The following is an 18,849-nucleotide window of genomic DNA, read 5'->3' as shown; positions in this document are numbered from 1 at the left end:
CGCCAACACCAAGGTTATTTCTGCCAGCTCTTCACCAGTTCGTCGTAGTTGATGGTGATCGGCTTTTCCTTCTCGTTCTCGATCTTCAACTGAGGAGCGAGATTGCCTTTCTTGACCGCGTCGGCGTTCCAGTAGGCGAGGTCATGCTCTTCGGCCATCTTCGGGCCGATATCGCCCTGGACGCCCGACTTCTCGATGCGGCTCATCACCTTTTCCTGCTCGCCGCAGAGCGAGTCCATCGCTTCCTGCGCCGTCTTGGCACCCGACGACGCATCGCCGATCGCCTGCCACCAAAGCTGCGCCAGCTTCGGATAGTCAGGCACGTTGGTGCCGGTTGGCGACCACTGCACGCGCGCCGGCGAGCGGTAGAACTCGATCAGGCCGCCGAGCTTCGGAGCGCGCTCGGTGAAGCTCTTGTCGTCGATCGTGCTCTGCCGGATGAAGGTCAAGCCGACATGGCTCTTCTTCACGTCGACGGTCTTCGAGGTCACGAACTGCGCGTAGAGCCAGGCGGCCTTGGCGCGGTCGGTCGGTGTCGACTTCATCAGTGTCCAGGAACCGACGTCCTGATAGCCGAGCTTCATGCCGTCCTTCCAGTAGACACCATGCGGCGACGGCGCCATACGCCACTTCGGCGTACCGTCGTCGTTCAGAACTGCCTTTGCGCCGGCATCGACCATCGAGGCGGTGAAGGCGGTGTACCAGAAGATCTGCTGGGCAACCGCGCCCTGAGCCGGAACCGGGCCGGATTCAGAGAAGGTCATGCCCTGCGCTTCGGCCGGAGCGTAGGCCTTCAGCCAGTCGAGGTACTTCTGGATCGAGTAGACGGCGGCAGGGCCATTGGTGTCGCCGCCGCGCGCCGTGCAGGAGCCGACGGGCCGAGAATTCTCGTCGACCTTGATGCCCCATTCGTCGACCGGCAGACCGTTCGGCAGGCCCTTGTCGCCATTGCCGGCCATGGACAGCCAGGCGTCGGTGAACCGCCAGCCGAGCGACGGGTCCTTCTTGCCGTAGTCCATGTGGCCATAGACCTTCTTGCCGTCGATCTCACGGCCGGTGAAGAATTCGGCGATGTCTTCGTAGGCCGACCAGTTGACGGGAACGCCGAGGTCGTAGCCGTATTTGGCCTTGAAGTCCGCCTTGTTCTTCTCGTCGTTGAACCAGTCATAACGGAACCAGTAGAGGTTCGCGAACTGCTGGTCGGGAAGCTGGTAGAGCTTCTTATCCGGAGCCGTCGTGAACGAGGTGCCGATAAAGTCCTTCAGGTCGAGGTTCGGGTTGGTGACATCCTTGCCCTCGCCCGCCATCCAGTCTGTCAGGTTGCGCACCTGCTGGTAGCGCCAGTGGGTGCCGATCAGGTCGGAATCGTTGACCCAGCCGTCATAGAGGTTCTGGCCGGTCTGCATCTGGGTCTGGATCTTCTCGACGACGTCGCCTTCCTGGATGACGTCATGCGTGATCTTGATGCCGGTGATGGCGGTAAAGGCCGGGGCCAGCACCTGCGATTCATACTGGTGGGTGGCGATGGTTTCCGAAACGACCTTGATGTCCATGCCGGCGAAAGGCTTCGCGGCATCGATGAACCACTGCATTTCGGCTTCCTGGCCGGCGCGGTCGAGCGTCGAAAGCGGGCCGATTTCCTTGTCCAGGAAGGCTTTTGCCTCGTCCATCCCGGCATAGGCATTGCCGACCCCGAGCAACAGGACAAGGGCGGTCGTTGATGTTAAAAATTGCCGTCGCATGTGTTTCCTCCACGTTACAGGTTTCAAGTGCGATCTGGAGCGGCCGCCGGCACGCGGTCGCTCCAACAGTTTCCCCCTCTATACGTAGCGGAACACGCCAACGGCGTAGACCACGGAGAGAGCGAGAGCCCACCACAAATTGGATCCGACAAGACCCAACCAAGCGAGATGGATAAAGGCGCTGCCAAGCAGCGACAGGAAAAGACGATCGCCGCGCGTCGTCTCGAAGCGCAGCACGCCGACGCGCGGATTGCCGCCCGGCGAGGCGTATTCCCACGCCGCCATGCCGCACAGCAGCAGAAGAATGGTCCCGAAAAAGGCCGCCGTCGGCCAGGTCCACGCCATCCAGGTGAGGTCGAAATTCATGGTCATACCCTCCCCAGGGCGAAGCCCTTGGCGATGGTGTTGCGGATGAACTCGTGCGTTTGTTTCATCATACCCTCCCCAGGGCGAAGCCCTTGGCGATGTAGTTGCGCACGAACCAGATGACGAGTGCACCTGGGATCAGCGTCAGCACGCCGGCGGCGGCGAGCAGGCCCCAGTCCATGCCGGCGGCCGAAACGGTGCGGGTCATTGTGGCGGCGATCGGCTTGGCATCGGTGGTGGTCAGCGTGCGGGCGATCAGCAGTTCCACCCACGAGAACATGAAACAGAAGAAGCAGGCGACGCCGATGCCGCTTGCGATCAGCGGCATGAATATCCTGACGAAGAAGCGCGGGAACGAATAGCCGTCAATATAGGCGGTCTCGTCGATTTCCTTCGGCACACCCGACATGAAACCTTCGAGGATCCACACAGCCAGCGGCACGTTGAACAGGCAGTGCGCCAGCGCCACCGCGATATGGGTGTCGATCAGGCCGAATGCCGAATAGAGCTGGAAGAACGGCAGCGCGAACACCGCCGGCGGCGCCATGCGGTTGGTCAGCAGCCAGAAGAACAAATGCTTGTCGCCTAGGAAGCGGTAGCGCGAGAAAGCGTAGGCCGCCGGCAGCGCCGCTGCCACCGAGATCACCATGTTCATCACCACATAGGTGATCGAGTTGATATAACCCGAATACCAGGACGCATCGGTGAAGATGGTGACGTAGTTGGCGATCGTAGGCGCATGCGGATAGAGCGTCAGCGAGGAGACAATCTCCGCATTGGTCTTGAAGCTCATGTTGATGAGCCAGTAGATCGGCAGCAAAAGCACGATGATGTAGACCGTCGGCACGATCCACCACCAACGCGATTCCTCGCCGCGACGGCGCATCAGCCGCGCGATCTGGTCCTGCGACATTGCGCTGGCAAGTCCTTCCGAAGCCGTCGTTTCGCTCACTCTGTCCTGCCCCGTCGTTCTTTCATTGGCGCCGCTCATCTCAGCGCTCCGCGTCGTAGTTGGTCATCACGGTGTAGAAGACCCATGACAGCAGAAGGACGATGAGGAAGTAGACCAGCGACATGGCCGCGGCCGGACCGAGGTCGAACTGGCCAAGCGCGGTCTTAACGAGGTCGATCGACAGGAACGTCGTCGAGTTGCCGGGGCCGCCGCCCGTCACCACGAACGGCTCGGTGTAGATCATGAATGAGTCCATGAAGCGCAGCAGCACGGCGATCAGCAGCACCCGGTTCATCTTCGGCAGCTGGATGTAGCGGAACACTGCCCAGCGTGAGGCGCCGTCGATCTTGGCTGCCTGATAAAAGGCGTCCGGAATGGAGACCAGGCCGGCATAGCAGAGCAGCACGACCAGGCTGGTCCAGTGCCAGACATCCATGATGATGACAGTGACCCAGGCGTCGAACGGGTCCTGCACGTAGTTGTAGTCGATGCCGAGCGCGTTGACGTAGTAGCCGAGCAGGCCGATGTCGTTGCGCCCGAAGACCTGCCAGATGGTGCCGACGACGTTCCACGGGATCAACAGCGGCAGCGCCATCAGCACCAGGCAGACCGGCACGCCCCAGCCCTTTTTCGGCATGTTGAGGGCGATGAAGATCCCGAGCGGCACTTCGATGGCGAGGATGATGAAGGAGAAGATCAGGTTGCGGACCATCGCCTCCCAGAAGCGGCTGGAAGAGAGCAGTTCCTCGAACCACTCGGTGCCGGCCCAGAAGAAGACGTTGTTGCCGAAAGTGTCCTGCACTGAATAGTTGACGACGGTCATCAGCGGGATGACCGCCGAGAACGCCACCAACACCAGCACCGGCAGCACCAGGAACCAGGCCTTGTTGTTCCAGGTCTTTTCCATCTATGCCCCCATCTCGACGCGCCAGGAATCGGCATAGATGTTGATGCCGGCCGGATCGAACCGCACCTTTGGGTCGGTCGGCACCGCCTCGTCCTCGCCGATGACGGCCGCGATGTCGCGGCCTTCGAGTTTGGCGCGCACCACCTTGTGGCGGCCGAGATCCTCGACCTTGCTGACCTGCACGGCCATGCCGTCGCGGCCAAGCCGGACGTATTCGGGACGGATACCGAGCTCGATGGCGCCGCTGCCTGCCTTGGGTGCGCCCGGCAGTTCGATCCGCTGCGACCCGAGCGTCGCCGTCTTGCCGTCGATCGCCACCGGCATGACGTTCATGCCGGGCGAGCCGATGAAATAACCGACAAAAGTATGGCGCGGCCGCTCGAACAGTTCGGCCGGTGTGCCGATCTGCACAATGCCGCCGTCATACATGACCACGACCTGGTCGGCGAAGGTCAGCGCCTCGGTCTGGTCGTGGGTCACATAGACCATGGTGTAGCCGAAGCGGCGGTGCAGCTGCTTCAGTTGCGAACGCAGCACCCATTTCATATGCGGGTCGATGACGGTCAGCGGCTCGTCGAACAGGATGGCGTTGACGTCGGAGCGCACCAGCCCGCGGCCGAGCGATATCTTCTGTTTCTGGTCGGCGGTCAGGCCCCTCGCCTTCTTCTTCGCCCAAGACGCCAGGTCGATCATCTCCAGCGTCTCGCGCACCTTGCGGTCGACATCGGCTTCCGGCACACCGCGGTTGCGCAGCGGAAAGGCCAGATTGTCGTAGACGGTCATGGTGTCGTAGATGACCGGGAACTGGAACACCTGCGCGATGTTGCGTTCCTGCGTCGACAAATTGGTCACGTCCTTGCCGTTGAACAGCAGCTGGCCATGCGAGGGATGCAGCAATCCCGAAATGATGTTGAGCAGTGTGGTCTTGCCGCAGCCCGACGGCCCGAGCAGCGCATAGGCGCCACCGTCCTCGAAGGTGTGATGCACTTCCCGCAGCGCGAAATCGGAATCCTTCTGCGGGTTGGGCAGATAGGAATGCCTGACATGGTTGACGTCGATGCGCGCCATCTCTTTCCCCTCAAGCCGCCAGCTTCGGCGCGCTCACGGCGCGGCCGTGCTCGTCGAAAACCATGATGTGGCGCGGATCGATGAACACCTCGACCACTTCGTCAGGCTCGAAATGCCTGATACCGTGGGTCAGCATGACCCAGCGCGCATCGGCGAAATCGAGATGGATGAAACTCTCCGACCCGGTGATCTCGGTGATCGTCACCTTGGCCCGCACCGGCACCGCCGCCGCGTTGGGCCGATCGAGCGACAGGTGATGCGGCTGAAAGCCGACCGTATAGATGGCGTCGGCAATGCCGGACAGTTCGGCCGGCACCGGCAGGTTCACGCCCCCCTCCAGCAGGAAGTCCCGGCCCTTCTTGGCGAGCACGATGGTGTTGAGCGGTGGATCGGAAAACGTCCGGGCTGTCACCAGGTCGGCAGGCTTGCGGAACACTTCGATGGTCGGTCCGAACTGGGTGATGCGCCCTTCAGAAAGCGTCGCCGTGTTGCCACCAAGCAGCAGAGCCTCGTGCGGCTCGGTCGTGGCATAGACGAAGATGGTGCCGGCAGCGGCGAAAATCCTGGGCAATTCGGCGCGCAGCTCTTCGCGCAACTTGTAGTCGAGATTGGCGAGCGGCTCGTCGAGCAGGACCAGGCTGGCGTTCTTGACAATAGCGCGCGCCAGCGCGGTGCGCTGCTGCTGGCCGCCGGACAGGTTGAGCGGCGTGCGGTCGAGATAGGGTGTCAGCTTGAGAAGTGCGGCGGCATTGCGCACTTCCTTGTCGATTGTCGCCTGATCGGTGCCGGCCACCCTGAGCGGCGAAGCGATGTTCTCATAGACGGTCATCGCCGGATAATTGATGAATTGCTGGTAGACCATGGCGATCTTGCGCCTCTGCACCGGCACGCCGGTGACATTCTGGCCGTCGAACCAGATCGAACCGGATGTCGGCACATCGAGGCCGGCCATCAGCCGCATGAGGCTGGTCTTGCCGGACAGCGTAGGTCCGAGCAGGACGTTGAGCGAGCCGTGCTGGAGCGTCAGCGACACGTCGCTTATATGCGCGACCGCACCGACCGTCTTGGTGACGTTTCTCAGTTCCAGCATGACGCCTCCTCCCAGGCTTTCTGCATCAGCTCAAACCCCTCTTCATTCGGCAGCCGCGACATGTCGCCGGCTTAGGCCGCGCATGAATTCATCGAGAGCCGCCACCTGCTCGCGGCTGAGATGCAGACCGCGCTTGGTCCGGCGCCACAATACATCTTCTGATGTGACAGCCCATTCGTTTTGAACGAGATAGCGCACCTCGGCCTCATAGAGATCGGCGCCGAAGTTGCGGCCGAGATCGACGTTCGATTTGGCCAGCCCCAACAGCATCCTTGCGCGGGTGCCATACAGCCGGGTCAGCCGGCGGGCGAGGCGCGCGTCGAGGAATGGATAGGCGGTCTTCAGTTTCGCCACTTCGGCATCGAAACCGGTGGCCGGGAAATCTCCGCCCGGCAACGGCGCGTTCGCCGTCCACGGCTTGCCGCGTTTGCCGAGAAAACCCTCGATCTTGTCCAGCATCGATTCCGACAGCCGGCGATAGGTGGTGATCTTGCCACCAAAGGCGTTGACGATCGGGGCCGCGCCCTCGCCCCCATCGGCCTTGAGCACATAGTCGCGCGTCGCTTCCTGCGCCTTGGAGGCTCCGTCGTCATAGAGCGGACGGACGGCCGAATAGGTCCAGACAATGTCCGAGCGCTTGACCGGTTGCGCGAAATATTCGCTTGCCGCGGCGCAGAGGTAATCGATCTCGGTGTCGCTGATCTTCACGTCATGCGGATCGCCGGGATAATCCTGATCGGTGGTGCCGATCAGCGTGAACTCTTCCTCATAGGGAATGGCGAAGATGATGCGGCCATCCCTGTTCTGGAAGAAATAGGCGCGCGGATCGTCGAACTTCTTGGGGATCACGATGTGGCTGCCCTGCACGAGGCGGACATTGTGCACATCGTTGAGGCCGACGACGCCGGAAAGCACATGATCGACCCAGGGGCCGGCGGCATTGACCAGCAGGCGCGCCTTGATCTCCTCGGTCTCGCCGGTTTGCAGGTCCTCGATCTGGATCGTCCACAGACCGTTTTCGCGGCGCGCGCCGGTCACTTTCGTACGGGTGCGGATCGTCGCGCCGCGGTCGGCGGCATCACGCGCGTTCAGCGCCACCAGCCGCGCATCATTGACCCAGCCATCCGAATATTCGAAGGCCTTTTTAAACAGCGGCTTCAAAGGCTTGCCGGCCGGATCCCTGGCCATGTCCAGCGTCCGGGTCGCCGGCAGCAATTTGCGTCCGCCAATGTGGTCGTAGAGGAAGAGACCGAGCCTGATCAGCCAGGCCGGGCGCAGGCCCTTGGCATAGGGCAGCACGAAGCGCATCGGCCAGATGATGTGCGGCGCGTTCTTCCACAGAACCTCGCGCTCCATCAGCGCCTCGCGCACCAGGCGGAATTCGTAGAATTCGAGATAGCGCAGGCCACCATGGATCAATTTGGTCGAGCCCGAGGAGGTCCCGCTGGCAAGATCGTTCATCTCGGCGAGAAAGACGGAAAAGCCACGCCCAACGGCATCACGGGCGATACCGCAGCCATTGATGCCGCCACCTATGACGAAAATGTCACGGATCGGAGATGCGTCCACAAATTCCTCCAGCGATTTCGCATTGCACCATTTTTGTGCTTTTACGAAACCGTGTCGGAATTATTTCGAAATGATAACGAATGTCAAACGAAATATCACGAGCGCGTGATATCAGGTGAAAACCGCCTAGGCGAGCGACGTCTCGATCAGTTGAACCTCAGCCTCCTGGCAAATCTTGCGCACCGACGGGATGTCGCAACGATCGGTGATGAAGGTGTTGACCTGCGACAGATGGCCGATGCGCACCGGTGCGGTTCGCTCGAATTTGGTCTGGTCTGAAACCAGGATGACATGCCTTGCATTGGCGATGATCGCCTGCGCCACCTTGACCTCGCGAAAATCGAAGTCGAGCAAGGCGCCGTCATGGTCGATGGCGGATGCGCCGATCACCGCGTAATCAACCTTGAACTGCCTGATGAAGTCGACCGCCGCCTCGCCCACCACACCGCCATCGGAACCGCGCACAACCCCGCCGGCAATCACCACCTCGATCGACGGATATATCCGCATCCTATTGGCAACATTGATGTTATTGGTGATGACCATAAGCCCGTTATGATCGAGCAGCGCCTTGCTGACCGACTCGGTCGTGGTGCCGATGTTGATGAACAGCGAGGCGTTGTCGGGGATCAGCCTGGCGGCCGCGCGGCCGATCGCTTCCTTCTCGTCGGCGGCGATCTTGCGTCTCGCCTCATACTCCATGTTTTCGATTCCGGAGGGGTACAGCGCGCCGCCATGGATGCGCGAGAGCAGCCGCTGGTCGCATAAATCGTTGAGGTCCTTGCGTATGGTCTGCGGCGTGACATTGAAGTGGGTGGCCAGATCATCGACCAGCACGCGGCCATGATCCTTGGCCATCTGAATAATCTCGGCATGGCGCGGCGACAGATACATGGGCAACCTCCCGTTTTCGTTTTTCTTGTCTATAGTCGAAAACGAAACCGATGAAAAGGCATGAGCCGGCTAACGAAATCAGCGATCCAGGCCACGTGCGATTTCAGCAATCACAACAAAAGCCGTTTCGACATCGGCGGCGGTCGCCTCGAACTGTCCGACCTGGAACCGGATTGCGATCCTGCCATCGACCCTCGTCTGCGTCAGGTAGATGCGGCCATCGTCGTTGATCGCATTGACAAGGCGCAGGTTGTGCTCGTCCGCGTCGGTTGCGGTCTTGTGCCGGAACGAGAACAACGACAGCATCGGTTCGCTGACGATCTCGAAATCCGGCTCCCTTGCCAGCCGCGCTGCCAGCCCTTCGCTCCAGGCGACATGATTGCGGATCATCGTGCGCAGGCGTTCCAGGCCATGGGCGCGCAGCAGGAACCATAATTTCAGCGCGCGAAATCGCCTGCCGAGCGGTACCGACCATTCGGAATAGTTGATGATACCGTCATGACCGTGCGTCTTCAGATAGTCCGGTTTGATGGCCAGCGTCCTGACATGGCTCTCGGGATCGCGCAGGAACTGGATCGAGCAGTCGAACTGTGCGCCCAGCCATTTGTGCGGATTGAAAACGATCGAATCGGCGCCTTCGACGCCTGTCCAGAAATGCCGATACTCCGGACAGATCATCGCCGATCCCGCCCAGGCGGCGTCGACATGGAGATAAAGCCCATGCCGCCGCGCCACCTCTGCCACCGCCGCGATGTCGTCAGTGCCGCCGGTGCTGGTGCCGCCGACGCAAGCGATGACGCCCGCCGGCAGCATGCCGGCTTCCCGGTCGGCGGTGATTGCCGCATCGAGCGCTGCCGTGTCCATGGCGCGAAAGCGGCCGCCCACCGGAATGCGCACGAGATTGTCCTCGCCGATGCCTGACACCCAGATCGCCCGGTCGATCGAAGTGTGGACCTGGTCGGAGGAATAAATGCGAAGCCGCGCCTGCCCCGCCAAGCCCTGTTTGTTGCCTTGCCAGTCGAGTGCCCGTTCGCGCATGGTCAGCACCGCGGCCAACGTCGCCGATGAGGCTGAATCCTGGATCACGCCCGAGAAACCTTCCGGCAGGCCGAGCGCCTGGCGCATCCAGTCGACGGTGCGCGTTTCGAGTTCGGTCGCCGCAGGTGACGTCTGCCAGAGCATGCATTGCGCGGCCATCGCCGAAACCAGATATTCCGCCACCACCGAGACCGGCGCCGCATTGGCCGGGAAATAGGCGAAGAAGCGCGGATGCTGCCAATGAGTCATTCCCGGCAGGATCTTGTCTTCGAAGTCGGCGAAGATCCGGTCCATCGGTTCGGCGTCTTCGGGCGGCGAAACCTCAATGCTTCTAGAAATGGCGCCGGGTTCTACCAGTGGCCGCACGGGGCGGTCGCGCAGATTGTTGCGATAGTCAGCGCCCCAGTCGGCGGCGCGCCGCGACCAGTGCCGGAAATCATCGTTGTTCATCCTGTCCTCCCGACATGATCCATCGCCACCATCCATCGCGGCCGGTCTCGTTATTAATTAACGCGTGAAATATATGCAACCAGCAAAGGATGCCGCACGCCTCAGCCAGGGAAATCCGGCAGGCTGGCAAAGGCCGTCTTCAGCGCATTCGACCAGCCGTCGGAGATCGTGCGGTAATACTGGTCGTCCTGGCCGATCCGCTTCTTCAATCCGACCTTGAAGGCGTCCTTCTCCAGGAAGAGCAGGTCGAGCGGCAAGCCGACGGACAGGTTCGACTTCAACGTCGAATCGAACGACACTAAAAGCAGTTTCACCGTCTCGGCTAGGCTCATCGTTTTTTCATAGGCGCGGATGATGATCGGCTTGCCGTATTTGGTCTCGCCGATCTGGAAAAACGGCGTGTCATCGGTCGACTCGATGAAATTGCCTTCGGGATAGATCATGAACAGGCGCGGCTCGCTGCCCTTGATCTGGCCGCCTAGGATAAAGGACGCATTGAAATAGGAATCCGCCTTCTCGCCAGCGGGTGACGAATTGGCGATGACCTCCTTGACCGTGTCGCCAACAATGCGGACCGTTTGGTACATCGACGGCGTTTCGAGCAGCGTGGAATGTCTTTCGGAGATCGCCTTGGTGCGCTCGTCAAGCAGGCTGACCACGGCCTGCGTCGTCGCCAGATTGCCCGCCGACATCAAAACGATGACACGCTCGCCCGGTTCTTCCCAGACATGCATCTTGCGAAAGGTGGAGATGGAATCCATGCCTGCATTGGTTCGCGTGTCCGACATGAACACGAGCCCGCGATCGATCTTCAGGCCAACGCAATAAGTCATGGAATCTCTTCTAACGGCAAATGCTGGCGGATTACTGCTCCACCGTGACGGTGACCGCAAGCTGTTCTTCCGCCTGTCCCAGCCGAATTCCCGACACCGGCGTGGCATCGCGGTAATCGCGGCCCGTTGCCACCTTTACATAACGCTCGTCGGGTGAAATGCCATTGGCGGCATCAAAGGCAACCCAGCCGAGACCCGAAACATGCGCTTCGGCCCAGGCATGGCTGGCTGCCTGCTCGACCGTGGCATCCAGCATCAGATAGCCGCTGACATAGCGAGCCGGAAAGCCCATGGCGCGCGCCGCGGCGGCAAAGATATGGGTGTGATCCTGGCAGACACCGGTTTTCAGCGCCAAGGCTTCCTCCGCCGGCGTCGTCGCATTGGTGGTGCCGGGCGTGTAGGCGACGCGTTCGCCAATGATGGCCATCAGCCGGTGCAGCCTTTCAATGTCGCTGCCCTTGCCGACCGATGCGGCGATATCGCGAACACCGCTGCCGATCGTCGTCAATAGCGTTTCATGGCTGTACAGCCAGAGCGGCGTAAAGCCCTGATGTGGCCCGGAGATGCCCGCGGTGTCGCGCGTCACCACCTCGCCCGACGCCTCCACCGTGATGAAGTCGCGCTCGCCCTCGACGCTCAACAGCCTTGTGTCGTTGCCGAAATGGTCGACGAAGCGGACCTCCTCGCGCGCGCCTTCGATCGCCAGAGCCCAGGACAGAACGGTCTGCGTTGACCCGCTGACTGGGAGCAGCCGCAGCCGCTGCAACAGATAGTGCACCGGCGCATCGTAACGGTACTCGGTCCGGTGGGTAATCTTCAGCCGCATGCTTCTATTCCGTTTGTGAGCACGATCTCCGGACAAACGGCTTCGTTTGTCTGAGAAAACCGGCTCCCACCTGTCGGGACCATGCTCAATTGAACCGATAATCTTGTGCGATCTCTTCGCCCAGCTTGGTGTTGTCGCGAATGAAATTGGCCAGGAACTCATGCAGGCCCGCGTCGAATATGCCCTTGATCGACCCGGCTCTCAGCATTGTCTGCGTCTTCTCGGCCGTTGCGTGGCAGGCATGCCGTTCGCCGTAATCGTCGCCGAGGAATTTCAGATGCTCCGACAGGAAGCGATAGCAGAACATCAGCGAACGCGGCATGCGGACATTGAGGATCAGATAATCGGCAATGTTGGTCGGCTTGTAATCGGCGTCGTAGACCCAGCGATAGGAGCGATGGGCCGAGACCGAACGCAGGATCGATTCCCACTGATAATTGTCGAGTGTCGAGCCGACCCAGGAGATCGACGGCAGCAGCACATAATATTTCACGTCGAGGATGCGCGCCGTGTTGTCCGCTCGCTCGACATAAGTGCCGAGCTGCGAGAAGTCGAAGATCTCGTTGCGCAGCATGGTGCCGTAGAATGAGCCGCGGATCAGCGCCGTCTCGCGCTTGATGGCGTCTAGCACGCTGGGCAGGTCGCGCTCGTCGATCGGCTTGGCCAGCATCCGCTTCAGCGACATCCAGGCTTCGTTGATGCTTTCCCAGGTTTCGCGCGTCAGCGCGGTACGCACCATGCGGGCATTGTTGCGGGCCGTCTCGATCGACGCCATCGTGCTCGACGGGTTCGACGTGTCGCGCAACAGGAAGTCGGAGACGTTGGCGGCGGTATAGTCAGAATATTTCTGGCTGAAGGTGACGTCGGAACCAGCGCTGAGCAGCACCGAATTCCACTCTTCCGAGGCGCTCTGGGTACGAGTCAGCGCCATGCGCAGGCCGGCATCGACCAGCCGCGCCATATTCTCGGCCCGCTCGATGTAGCGGTTCATCCAGTAGAGCCCGTTGGCGGTGCGGCCGAGAAGCATGTCAACGTGCCCCGATTTTGAGCGAGTAGCGAATAGGGAGTAGCGAATAGGGAAGAATGCGTCTCATGATGCTGCGTCCCCCCTGCTCGTCTCAATCATCCAACACCCAAGTATCTTTCGTCCCGCCACCCTGCGACGAGTTTACAACCAGCGAACCTTCCTTCAGCGCAACGCGGGTCAGCCCGCCCGGCACGATCTGGATACGATCGGAGACCAGCACATAAGGCCTGAGATCGACATGGCGCGGCGCCAACCCTTTTTCCGTCAGGATCGGACATGTCGACAGCGCCAGCGTCGGCTGGGCTATATAATTCGAGGGTTTTGCCTGGAGTTTCTTGGCAAATGTCTCGCATTCCTTCTTGGTGGCCGCCGGTCCGACCAGCATGCCGTAGCCGCCGGAACCGTGGACTTCCTTGATCACCAGTTCGTCGATGTGTTCGAGCACGTATTTCAGACTGTCCGGCTCAGAGCAGCGCCAGGTCGGAATGTTGCCGAGGATCGCCTTGCGGCCGGTGTAGAATTCGATGATCTCGGGCATGTAGGAATAGATCGCCTTGTCGTCGGCAATGCCCGTGCCCGGCGCATTGGCGATGGTGATGTTGCCGGCGCGATAGACATCCATGATGCCGGGTATTCCAAGAGCGGAGTCCGGACGGAACGTCAGCGGGTCGAGGAAAGAATCATCGACGCGGCGGTAAAGCACATCGATCTGCTTGTAGCCTTCGGTCGTGCGCATCGCGACATGGCCGTCAACCACGCGCAGGTCCTGGCCCTCGACCAACTGCACGCCCATCTGGTCGGCGAGGAAGGCGTGTTCGAAATAGGCGGAGTTGAAACTGCCGGGCGTCAGCACCGCAATGGTCGGCGCGCCTTTGGTGCTTTGCGGCCGCACCGCCGCCAGCGACTGGCGCAGAAGCTGCGGGTAGTTTTCCACCGGCCGCACCTTGATCTTCTGGAACAGCTCGGGGAACAGCTGCATCATCGTCTCGCGGTTCTCCAGCATGTAGGAGACGCCCGATGGCGTGCGCGCATTGTCCTCCAGCACGTAGAATTCGTCCTCCGAGATGCGGACGATGTCGACGCCGATGATGTGGGTGTAGACGCCGGCCGGCGGCCTTACCCCGATCATCTCCGGCAGGAATGCCTCGTTTCTGGCGATCAATTCCCAGGGGACGCGCCCTGCCCGCAGGATTTCCTGGCGATGGTAGATGTCGTCGAGAAAGGCGTTCAGCGCCTGCACGCGCTGCTCGATGCCTTGCGTGAGGCGCCGCCATTCATTGCCTGAAATGATGCGCGGAACGATATCGAACGGGATCAGCCGCTCGGAAGCCTCCTGCTCGCCATAGACGGCGAAGGTGATGCCGGTCTTGCGGAAGACGCGTTCGGCGTCCTGCATCTTCTCGGTCAACCTGGCTGGGTCCTGCTCCTTCAGCCAGCGATCATAAGCCGAATACGGTCTTCTCAATCCGGAGACTTCCGGAAGCATTTCATCGAACGCTGCCAATCGCATACTCCCCTGTGACGCCATTTCACTGGCGTCGCCGGAGAAAATCAAGCGCAATCGGTGATTTGGGAGATACGGGCGATCAGTATGTTGCGCCTGCCTAAAATTGAGGCAGCTGAAATATGACCTTGGTCAGGCTTTGCCTCGTGCCCGGGCAAATGGGTTTACCAGCTAGAATGCGCGGAACGTGACGACGGTGAACGTGTCCTTGATGCCGGGGAGAATCTGCACCCTTTCGTTGACGAAATGGCCGACGTCTTCCTCGTCGTCGACATAGAATTTGGCGAGCAGGTCGTAGTTGCCGGCGGTGGAGTAGATTTCCGAGGCGATCTCGGCATCGGCAAGCGCGCTGGCAACCTCATAGGATTTACCCAGCTCGCATTTGATCTGCACGAAAAACGCCTTCATGGCTTCGTCCCGCTAAACGTCCAAGTCCAGCGGCCCTTCTGGCAGACTGGAGGCGGGCTTTCAAGCGCTGGAATGAATGCTCAGTCGACCCGGGACGTGGGCTACGACCTCCCGCAGCTCTGCACCAGCATGCAACCTGCCGCCGATCGCCAACGAGTATTCGCAATCGCTGAAACCGCGATGCGCTGCCAAGCGTATGTTATGATGCGCCTTCGGACAGCGCCATTTCGAGGGAAGATATTTCGCGGGACAACGGAGACAGGCCATGCGCCGCGCCTTTTTCGCAATCGCAGTCGTTCCATTCCTCTTTGTGTCGTCGGCATTGGCCGGCGATGCCGAGATCAAGGCAAGCCAGTCTGTCATCGACGGTCAGCTAAAGGCCCTCATCGCCAATGACGGCGCCACCGCCTACAGCTTCGCCGCTCCGAATGTGAAACGGATCTTCCCGACCGTCGATGCCTTCATGAACATGGTGACCAATGGCTACCCGCCGGTGCGCAAGCCGCAAACCTATTCCTTCGGCAAGGTCGAGGAGACGGCTCCGGGTTCGATCGTCCAGCAGGTGCTGATCGTCGGCCCCGACGGCAAGGACTACGAAGCGGTCTATACGTTGCAGCAACAGCCCGACGGCACGTTCCAGATCACCGGCTGCAGCCTGCGCGCGTCGAATTCATTGAGCACCTGAAGCCCTCACAGCAACGGAATATCGCCCCTCGCCCAGCCCTCGGTGATTTCCGCGCCGCGCGTCTCGAAGGTGCCGGCCTCGATGGCGGCGCGGATGTCCTGCATCAGCTTTTGATAGTAGGAAAGGTTGTTCCACGTCAAAAGCATGGCGCCGAGCGCTTCCTGCGAGCGCACCAGATGGTGCAGGTAGGCGCGCGAGTAGTCCCGGGCGGCCGGGCAATCGCTTTCCTCGTCCAACGGGCGCGGATCGTCGGCATGGCGGGCGTTGCGCAGATTGACCTTGCCGCGCCTTGTATAGGCAAGACCGTGGCGGCCGGCCCGCGTCGGCATCACGCAGTCGAACATGTCGATGCCGCGCGCCACCGATTTCAGGATATCGTCCGGCGTGCCGACGCCCATCAGATAGCGCGGTTTGTCCGCCGGCAGTTCCGGACAGGTGATGTCGAGCATTTCGAGCATCACCGCCTGCGGTTCTCCGACGGCCAGGCCGCCGACTGCATAGCCCTTCAGCGCCATCGCGCTCAGCGCCTGGGCCGAACGCACCCGCAGCGCCGTGTTGTCGCCGCCTTGCACGATGCCGAACATCGCCTTGCCCGGCTGGTCTCCAAACGCCGTCTTGCAGCGCTCGGCCCAGCGCAGCGACAGCTCCATGGCGCGCTCGATCTCCTTCATTTCGGCCGGCAGCGCCGTGCATTCGTCGAGCTGCATCTGGATGTCGGAATCGAGCAGTCCCTGGATTTCGATCGACCGCTCCGGCGACATCTCGTAGGCGGCGCCATCGATATGCGAGCGGAAGGTGACGCCCTTTTCCGTCAGCTTCCTCAGCTTCGACAGCGACATCACTTGGAAACCGCCGCTGTCGGTCAGGATCGGATGCGGCCAGCGGGCAAATTCATGCAAGCCGCCGAGCCGCGCCACGCGCTCGGCGCCGGGTCGCAGCATCAGATGATAGGTGTTGCCCAGGATGATGTCGGCGCCGACACCGCGCACCTGGTCCATATACATCGCCTTGACGGTACCGCCGGTGCCGACCGGCATGAAGGCTGGCGTGCGGATTTCGCCACGCGGCATATCGATCACGCCGCGCCGCGCCTTGCCGTCGGTTGCCAGAACCTTGAAGCTGAACGGCTTAGCCATTGAATTCCTTGTCGTGGATCGGGGCGTCCGGCGCCTGATTGTCGAGCGACTGGCGGTAGTGGATGCAGCCGCGCATGAATTTTGGCCAGGGCGGCACGGCGATTGCCGGTTCGGTTTTTTCCGGCAGAAGGTCCCACAGATCGGGGTGATGCCAGCACAATTCATGGCCGGTTGCGTCGCGATGCTGGCGAATACCGGCGCGCAATTTTTTCACCTCCGCGATCAGCGCATCGCGGTCAAAGGCTTGCAGATCATCGTCCATCGCTCGTCTCCGCTCGGAAAAGCAGGCTTGCGTCGCCATAGGAATAGAATCTGTAGCGGTTCTCGATCGCATGCGCATAGGCCGCACGCATCGTGTCGAGGCCGCTGAAGGCCGAAACCAGCATGAACAGCGTCGAGCGCGGCAGATGGAAATTGGTCATCAGCATGTCGGCGGTGCGAAAACGGTAGCCGGGCGTGATGAAGATGTCGGTCGGACCAGACCAGGCAAGCAGAGTGCCGTCCTCACGCGCCGCGCTCTCCAGCAGACGCAGCGAGGTCGTGCCGACGGCGACAATGCGCCCACCCCCCGCTTTGGCCGCATTCAGCGCGTCCGCTGTTTCCGCGCTGACCGAACCGACCTCGGCATGCATCTTGTGGTCGGCGGTGTCGTCCGCCTTCACCGGCAGGAACGTGCCGGCGCCGACATGCAAGGTGACGAAGCGGCATTCGATGCCCTTGGCGTCGAGCGCCGCAAACAGTTCCGGCGTGAAATGCAGGCCTGCGGTCGGTGCCGCGACGGCGCCTTCCTCGCGGGCATAGATGGTCTGGTAGTCGGCCCGGTCGCGTTCGTCGTCGTCGCGCTTCGAGGCGATGTAGGGCGGCAGCGGAATGTGGCCGACCGCGTGCAGCGCTTCGTCGAGGAAGGGGCCCGACAGGTCGAAGCCAAGCAGCGCCTCGCCGCCCTCGCCTTTCTCGATCACCGTGGCGTCGAGCTGACCGAGGAAACAGGAATTGCCGTCGTGGCCGAAATGGATGCGGTCGCCGGCTGCGATGCGCTTGCCCGGCCGCATGAAGGCCAGCCAGCGGTCCGGCGCCATGCGCATGTGCAGTGTGGCTTCGACCTGCGCCGTCGCCTCGCCCCGCCGCCGGATGCCCTTGAGCTGCGCTGGAATGACCTTGGTGTCGTTGAACACCAGCACGTCGCTGGCCTTGAGCAAGGACGGCAGGTCGCCAACCCTGCGGTCGTCGAGCCCTTCGCCTGATTTGACCACCAGCATCTTGGCGCTGTCGCGCGGCTCCGCCGGGCGAAGCGCAATGCGCTCCTCCGGCAAGTCGAAGTCAAAGAGGTCGACGCGCATCAGTAGAGCCGGACGAGCAGCGCTCCGGCCAGCAGCAGCACCGCGCCGGCGATGCGGCCGAGCGAGATTTCACGCACCGCGACGCCGAGGAAGCCGATGCGGTCGATGAGCATGCCGGCCAGCAACTGGCCGGCGACCAGAAACGCCATCAGCGCGGCAGCACCGATGCGTGGCGTGAGAATCGTCGACAGCGTGACATAGAAACCGCCGAGCATGCCGCCGGCCACGAACAGCCAGGGTGCCGGCGCCTTCCAGTCGAGCGAGATGCCTTGCAGCTTCACCACTGTAACGGAGATGATGCCGAGCACGATCGCGCCCGACAGGAACGAAAACGCAGCCGCAGCGACCGGGAGACCCAGGCCGCGCGCGAGCTGCGAATTGATCGGCGCCTGAATGGCAATGAAGGCGCCGGACAGGATGCCGAGAAGCGACCAGACGACGCCCATCATTGTCGTTTGCCCTTACTTGACGTCGGCCGCGACCTTCAGCGACACGATCTTGTCAGGATCCTGCACCGGCTCGCCGCGCTTGATCTTGTCGACATTGTCCATGCCTTCGATGACCTGGCCCCAGACCGTGTACTGGCGATTGAGGAAAGCGGCATCGTCGAAGCAGATGAAGAACTGCGAATTGGCCGAGTTCGGGTTCTGCGAGCGGGCCATCGAGCAGGTGCCGCGAGCATGGTTGGCGTTGGAAAATTCGGCCTTCAAATCCGGCTTTTCAGAGCCGCCCATGCCCGCGCGGGACGGCGCGAAGGAAGGCTTCGAGGAATTGCCGAACTTGACGTCGCCGGTCTGCGCCATGAAGCCTTCGATGACGCGGTGGAAGACCACACCATCATAGGCGCCCTCCCTAGCCAGTTCCTTGATGCGGGCGACATGGCCCGGCGCCAGGTCGGGGAAAAGTTCGATGACGACCGTGCCCTTGGTCGTTTCCATGATGAGCGCGTTCTCGCGGTCCTTGATTTCGGCCATGTCAGATATCCTTTTGAGAAAACAGAGTTATTTGACAATT

20 protein-coding genes are annotated in these 18,849 nt (G+C 61.5%); 1 reads left to right on the top strand and 19 read right to left on the bottom strand.

The genetic code is table 11. The features are described 5' to 3' along the window. Positions 1-14: 14 nt before the first annotated feature. The 14 genes from LB558_RS20350 to LB558_RS20285 all read right to left on the bottom strand — a co-directional run bounded on the left by LB558_RS20350 (position 15) and on the right by LB558_RS20285 (position 14,674). Positions 15-1,742 carry an ABC transporter substrate-binding protein gene (locus LB558_RS20350; RefSeq protein WP_057145741.1) on the bottom strand — a complete coding sequence of 576 codons (1,728 nt, stop codon included), beginning with the start codon at positions 1,740-1,742 and terminating at the stop codon, positions 15-17. Between the two features lie 78 nt (positions 1,743-1,820). After that, positions 1,821-2,108: a DUF2160 domain-containing protein gene (locus LB558_RS20345; protein WP_127258932.1), complete on the bottom strand. Its 288-nt coding sequence runs from the start codon at positions 2,106-2,108 to the stop codon at positions 1,821-1,823. Between the two features lie 67 nt (positions 2,109-2,175). Continuing rightward, positions 2,176-3,099 (bottom strand): carbohydrate ABC transporter permease, encoded by a 924-nt coding sequence (locus LB558_RS20340; RefSeq protein ID WP_224699169.1) that lies wholly within the window; start codon positions 3,097-3,099, stop codon positions 2,176-2,178. Position 3,100: 1 nt separating this feature from the next. After that, complete coding sequence (locus LB558_RS20335; RefSeq protein ID WP_013531810.1) at positions 3,101-3,967, bottom strand: carbohydrate ABC transporter permease; 867 nt, start codon at positions 3,965-3,967, stop codon at positions 3,101-3,103. Continuing rightward, positions 3,968-5,035: an ABC transporter ATP-binding protein gene (locus LB558_RS20330; protein WP_224699168.1), complete on the bottom strand. Its 1,068-nt coding sequence runs from the start codon at positions 5,033-5,035 to the stop codon at positions 3,968-3,970. Positions 5,036-5,045: 10 nt separating this feature from the next. Next, positions 5,046-6,125, bottom strand: a complete 1,080-nt coding sequence (locus tag LB558_RS20325; protein WP_224699167.1) for an ABC transporter ATP-binding protein — start codon at positions 6,123-6,125, stop codon at positions 5,046-5,048. A gap of 42 nt (positions 6,126-6,167) precedes the next feature. Further along, a complete protein-coding gene (gene glpD, locus LB558_RS20320) occupies positions 6,168-7,694 on the bottom strand; it encodes a glycerol-3-phosphate dehydrogenase (RefSeq protein WP_224699166.1) in 1,527 nt (508 codons plus the stop codon). Between the two features lie 126 nt (positions 7,695-7,820). Then, positions 7,821-8,588 (bottom strand): DeoR/GlpR family DNA-binding transcription regulator, encoded by a 768-nt coding sequence (locus LB558_RS20315; protein WP_127258922.1) that lies wholly within the window; start codon positions 8,586-8,588, stop codon positions 7,821-7,823. Positions 8,589-8,666: 78 nt separating this feature from the next. Next, a complete protein-coding gene (locus tag LB558_RS20310) occupies positions 8,667-10,076 on the bottom strand; it encodes a pyridoxal phosphate-dependent decarboxylase family protein (protein ID WP_224699165.1) in 1,410 nt (469 codons plus the stop codon). Between the two features lie 101 nt (positions 10,077-10,177). Beyond that, on the bottom strand, positions 10,178-10,909 hold the full coding sequence (locus LB558_RS20305; protein ID WP_013531816.1) for a peptidase: 732 nt from the start codon (positions 10,907-10,909) through the stop codon (positions 10,178-10,180). 31 nt (positions 10,910-10,940) lie between these two features. After that, positions 10,941-11,735: a transglutaminase family protein gene (locus tag LB558_RS20300; RefSeq protein ID WP_224699164.1), complete on the bottom strand. Its 795-nt coding sequence runs from the start codon at positions 11,733-11,735 to the stop codon at positions 10,941-10,943. Between the two features lie 85 nt (positions 11,736-11,820). Further along, the gene (locus tag LB558_RS20295) at positions 11,821-12,762 is read right to left on the bottom strand and encodes an alpha-E domain-containing protein (RefSeq protein WP_224699163.1); all 942 of its coding nucleotides are present in this window, start codon (positions 12,760-12,762) and stop codon (positions 11,821-11,823) included. A gap of 91 nt (positions 12,763-12,853) precedes the next feature. Next, entirely contained in the window at positions 12,854-14,266 is a 1,413-nt protein-coding gene (locus LB558_RS20290; protein WP_224699162.1) for a circularly permuted type 2 ATP-grasp protein, read from the bottom strand. Positions 14,267-14,437: 171 nt separating this feature from the next. After that, positions 14,438-14,674 (bottom strand): Lrp/AsnC family transcriptional regulator, encoded by a 237-nt coding sequence (locus LB558_RS20285; protein WP_127258914.1) that lies wholly within the window; start codon positions 14,672-14,674, stop codon positions 14,438-14,440. A gap of 265 nt (positions 14,675-14,939) precedes the next feature. On the opposite strand from LB558_RS20285, the gene LB558_RS20280 reads away from it, so the two are divergent. Beyond that, positions 14,940-15,359, top strand: coding sequence for a DUF4864 domain-containing protein (locus LB558_RS20280; protein WP_224699161.1), 420 nt, complete (start codon positions 14,940-14,942; stop codon positions 15,357-15,359). Positions 15,360-15,364: 5 nt separating this feature from the next. Here the strand turns inward: LB558_RS20280 and tgt are convergent, their stop codons facing one another. Genes tgt through LB558_RS20255 form a run of 5 tightly spaced genes read right to left on the bottom strand, consistent with a single transcriptional unit; the run spans position 15,365 to position 18,809 of the window. Continuing rightward, the gene (gene tgt / locus LB558_RS20275) at positions 15,365-16,495 is read right to left on the bottom strand and encodes a tRNA guanosine(34) transglycosylase Tgt (RefSeq protein ID WP_224699160.1); all 1,131 of its coding nucleotides are present in this window, start codon (positions 16,493-16,495) and stop codon (positions 15,365-15,367) included. After that, on the bottom strand, positions 16,488-16,757 hold the full coding sequence (locus tag LB558_RS20270) for a hypothetical protein (RefSeq protein WP_127258905.1): 270 nt from the start codon (positions 16,755-16,757) through the stop codon (positions 16,488-16,490). The genes tgt and LB558_RS20270 overlap by 8 nt, the downstream gene beginning before the upstream one ends. After that, on the bottom strand, positions 16,747-17,835 hold the full coding sequence (queA, locus tag LB558_RS20265; RefSeq protein WP_224699159.1) for a tRNA preQ1(34) S-adenosylmethionine ribosyltransferase-isomerase QueA: 1,089 nt from the start codon (positions 17,833-17,835) through the stop codon (positions 16,747-16,749). The genes LB558_RS20270 and queA overlap by 11 nt, the downstream gene beginning before the upstream one ends. Next, positions 17,835-18,284: a DMT family transporter gene (locus LB558_RS20260; RefSeq protein ID WP_027036714.1), complete on the bottom strand. Its 450-nt coding sequence runs from the start codon at positions 18,282-18,284 to the stop codon at positions 17,835-17,837. The genes queA and LB558_RS20260 overlap by 1 nt, the downstream gene beginning before the upstream one ends. A gap of 12 nt (positions 18,285-18,296) precedes the next feature. After that, positions 18,297-18,809 carry a peptidylprolyl isomerase gene (locus LB558_RS20255; protein ID WP_127258901.1) on the bottom strand — a complete coding sequence of 171 codons (513 nt, stop codon included), beginning with the start codon at positions 18,807-18,809 and terminating at the stop codon, positions 18,297-18,299. Between the last annotated feature and the right edge of the window lie 40 nt (positions 18,810-18,849).

This window comes from Mesorhizobium sp. CO1-1-8, from assembly GCF_020164875.1.
Classification (GTDB): Bacteria; Pseudomonadota; Alphaproteobacteria; order Rhizobiales; family Rhizobiaceae; genus Mesorhizobium.
The sequence above is the reverse complement of the archived record's forward strand: the minus strand, read 5'-3'. Positions and strand labels throughout refer to the sequence as shown.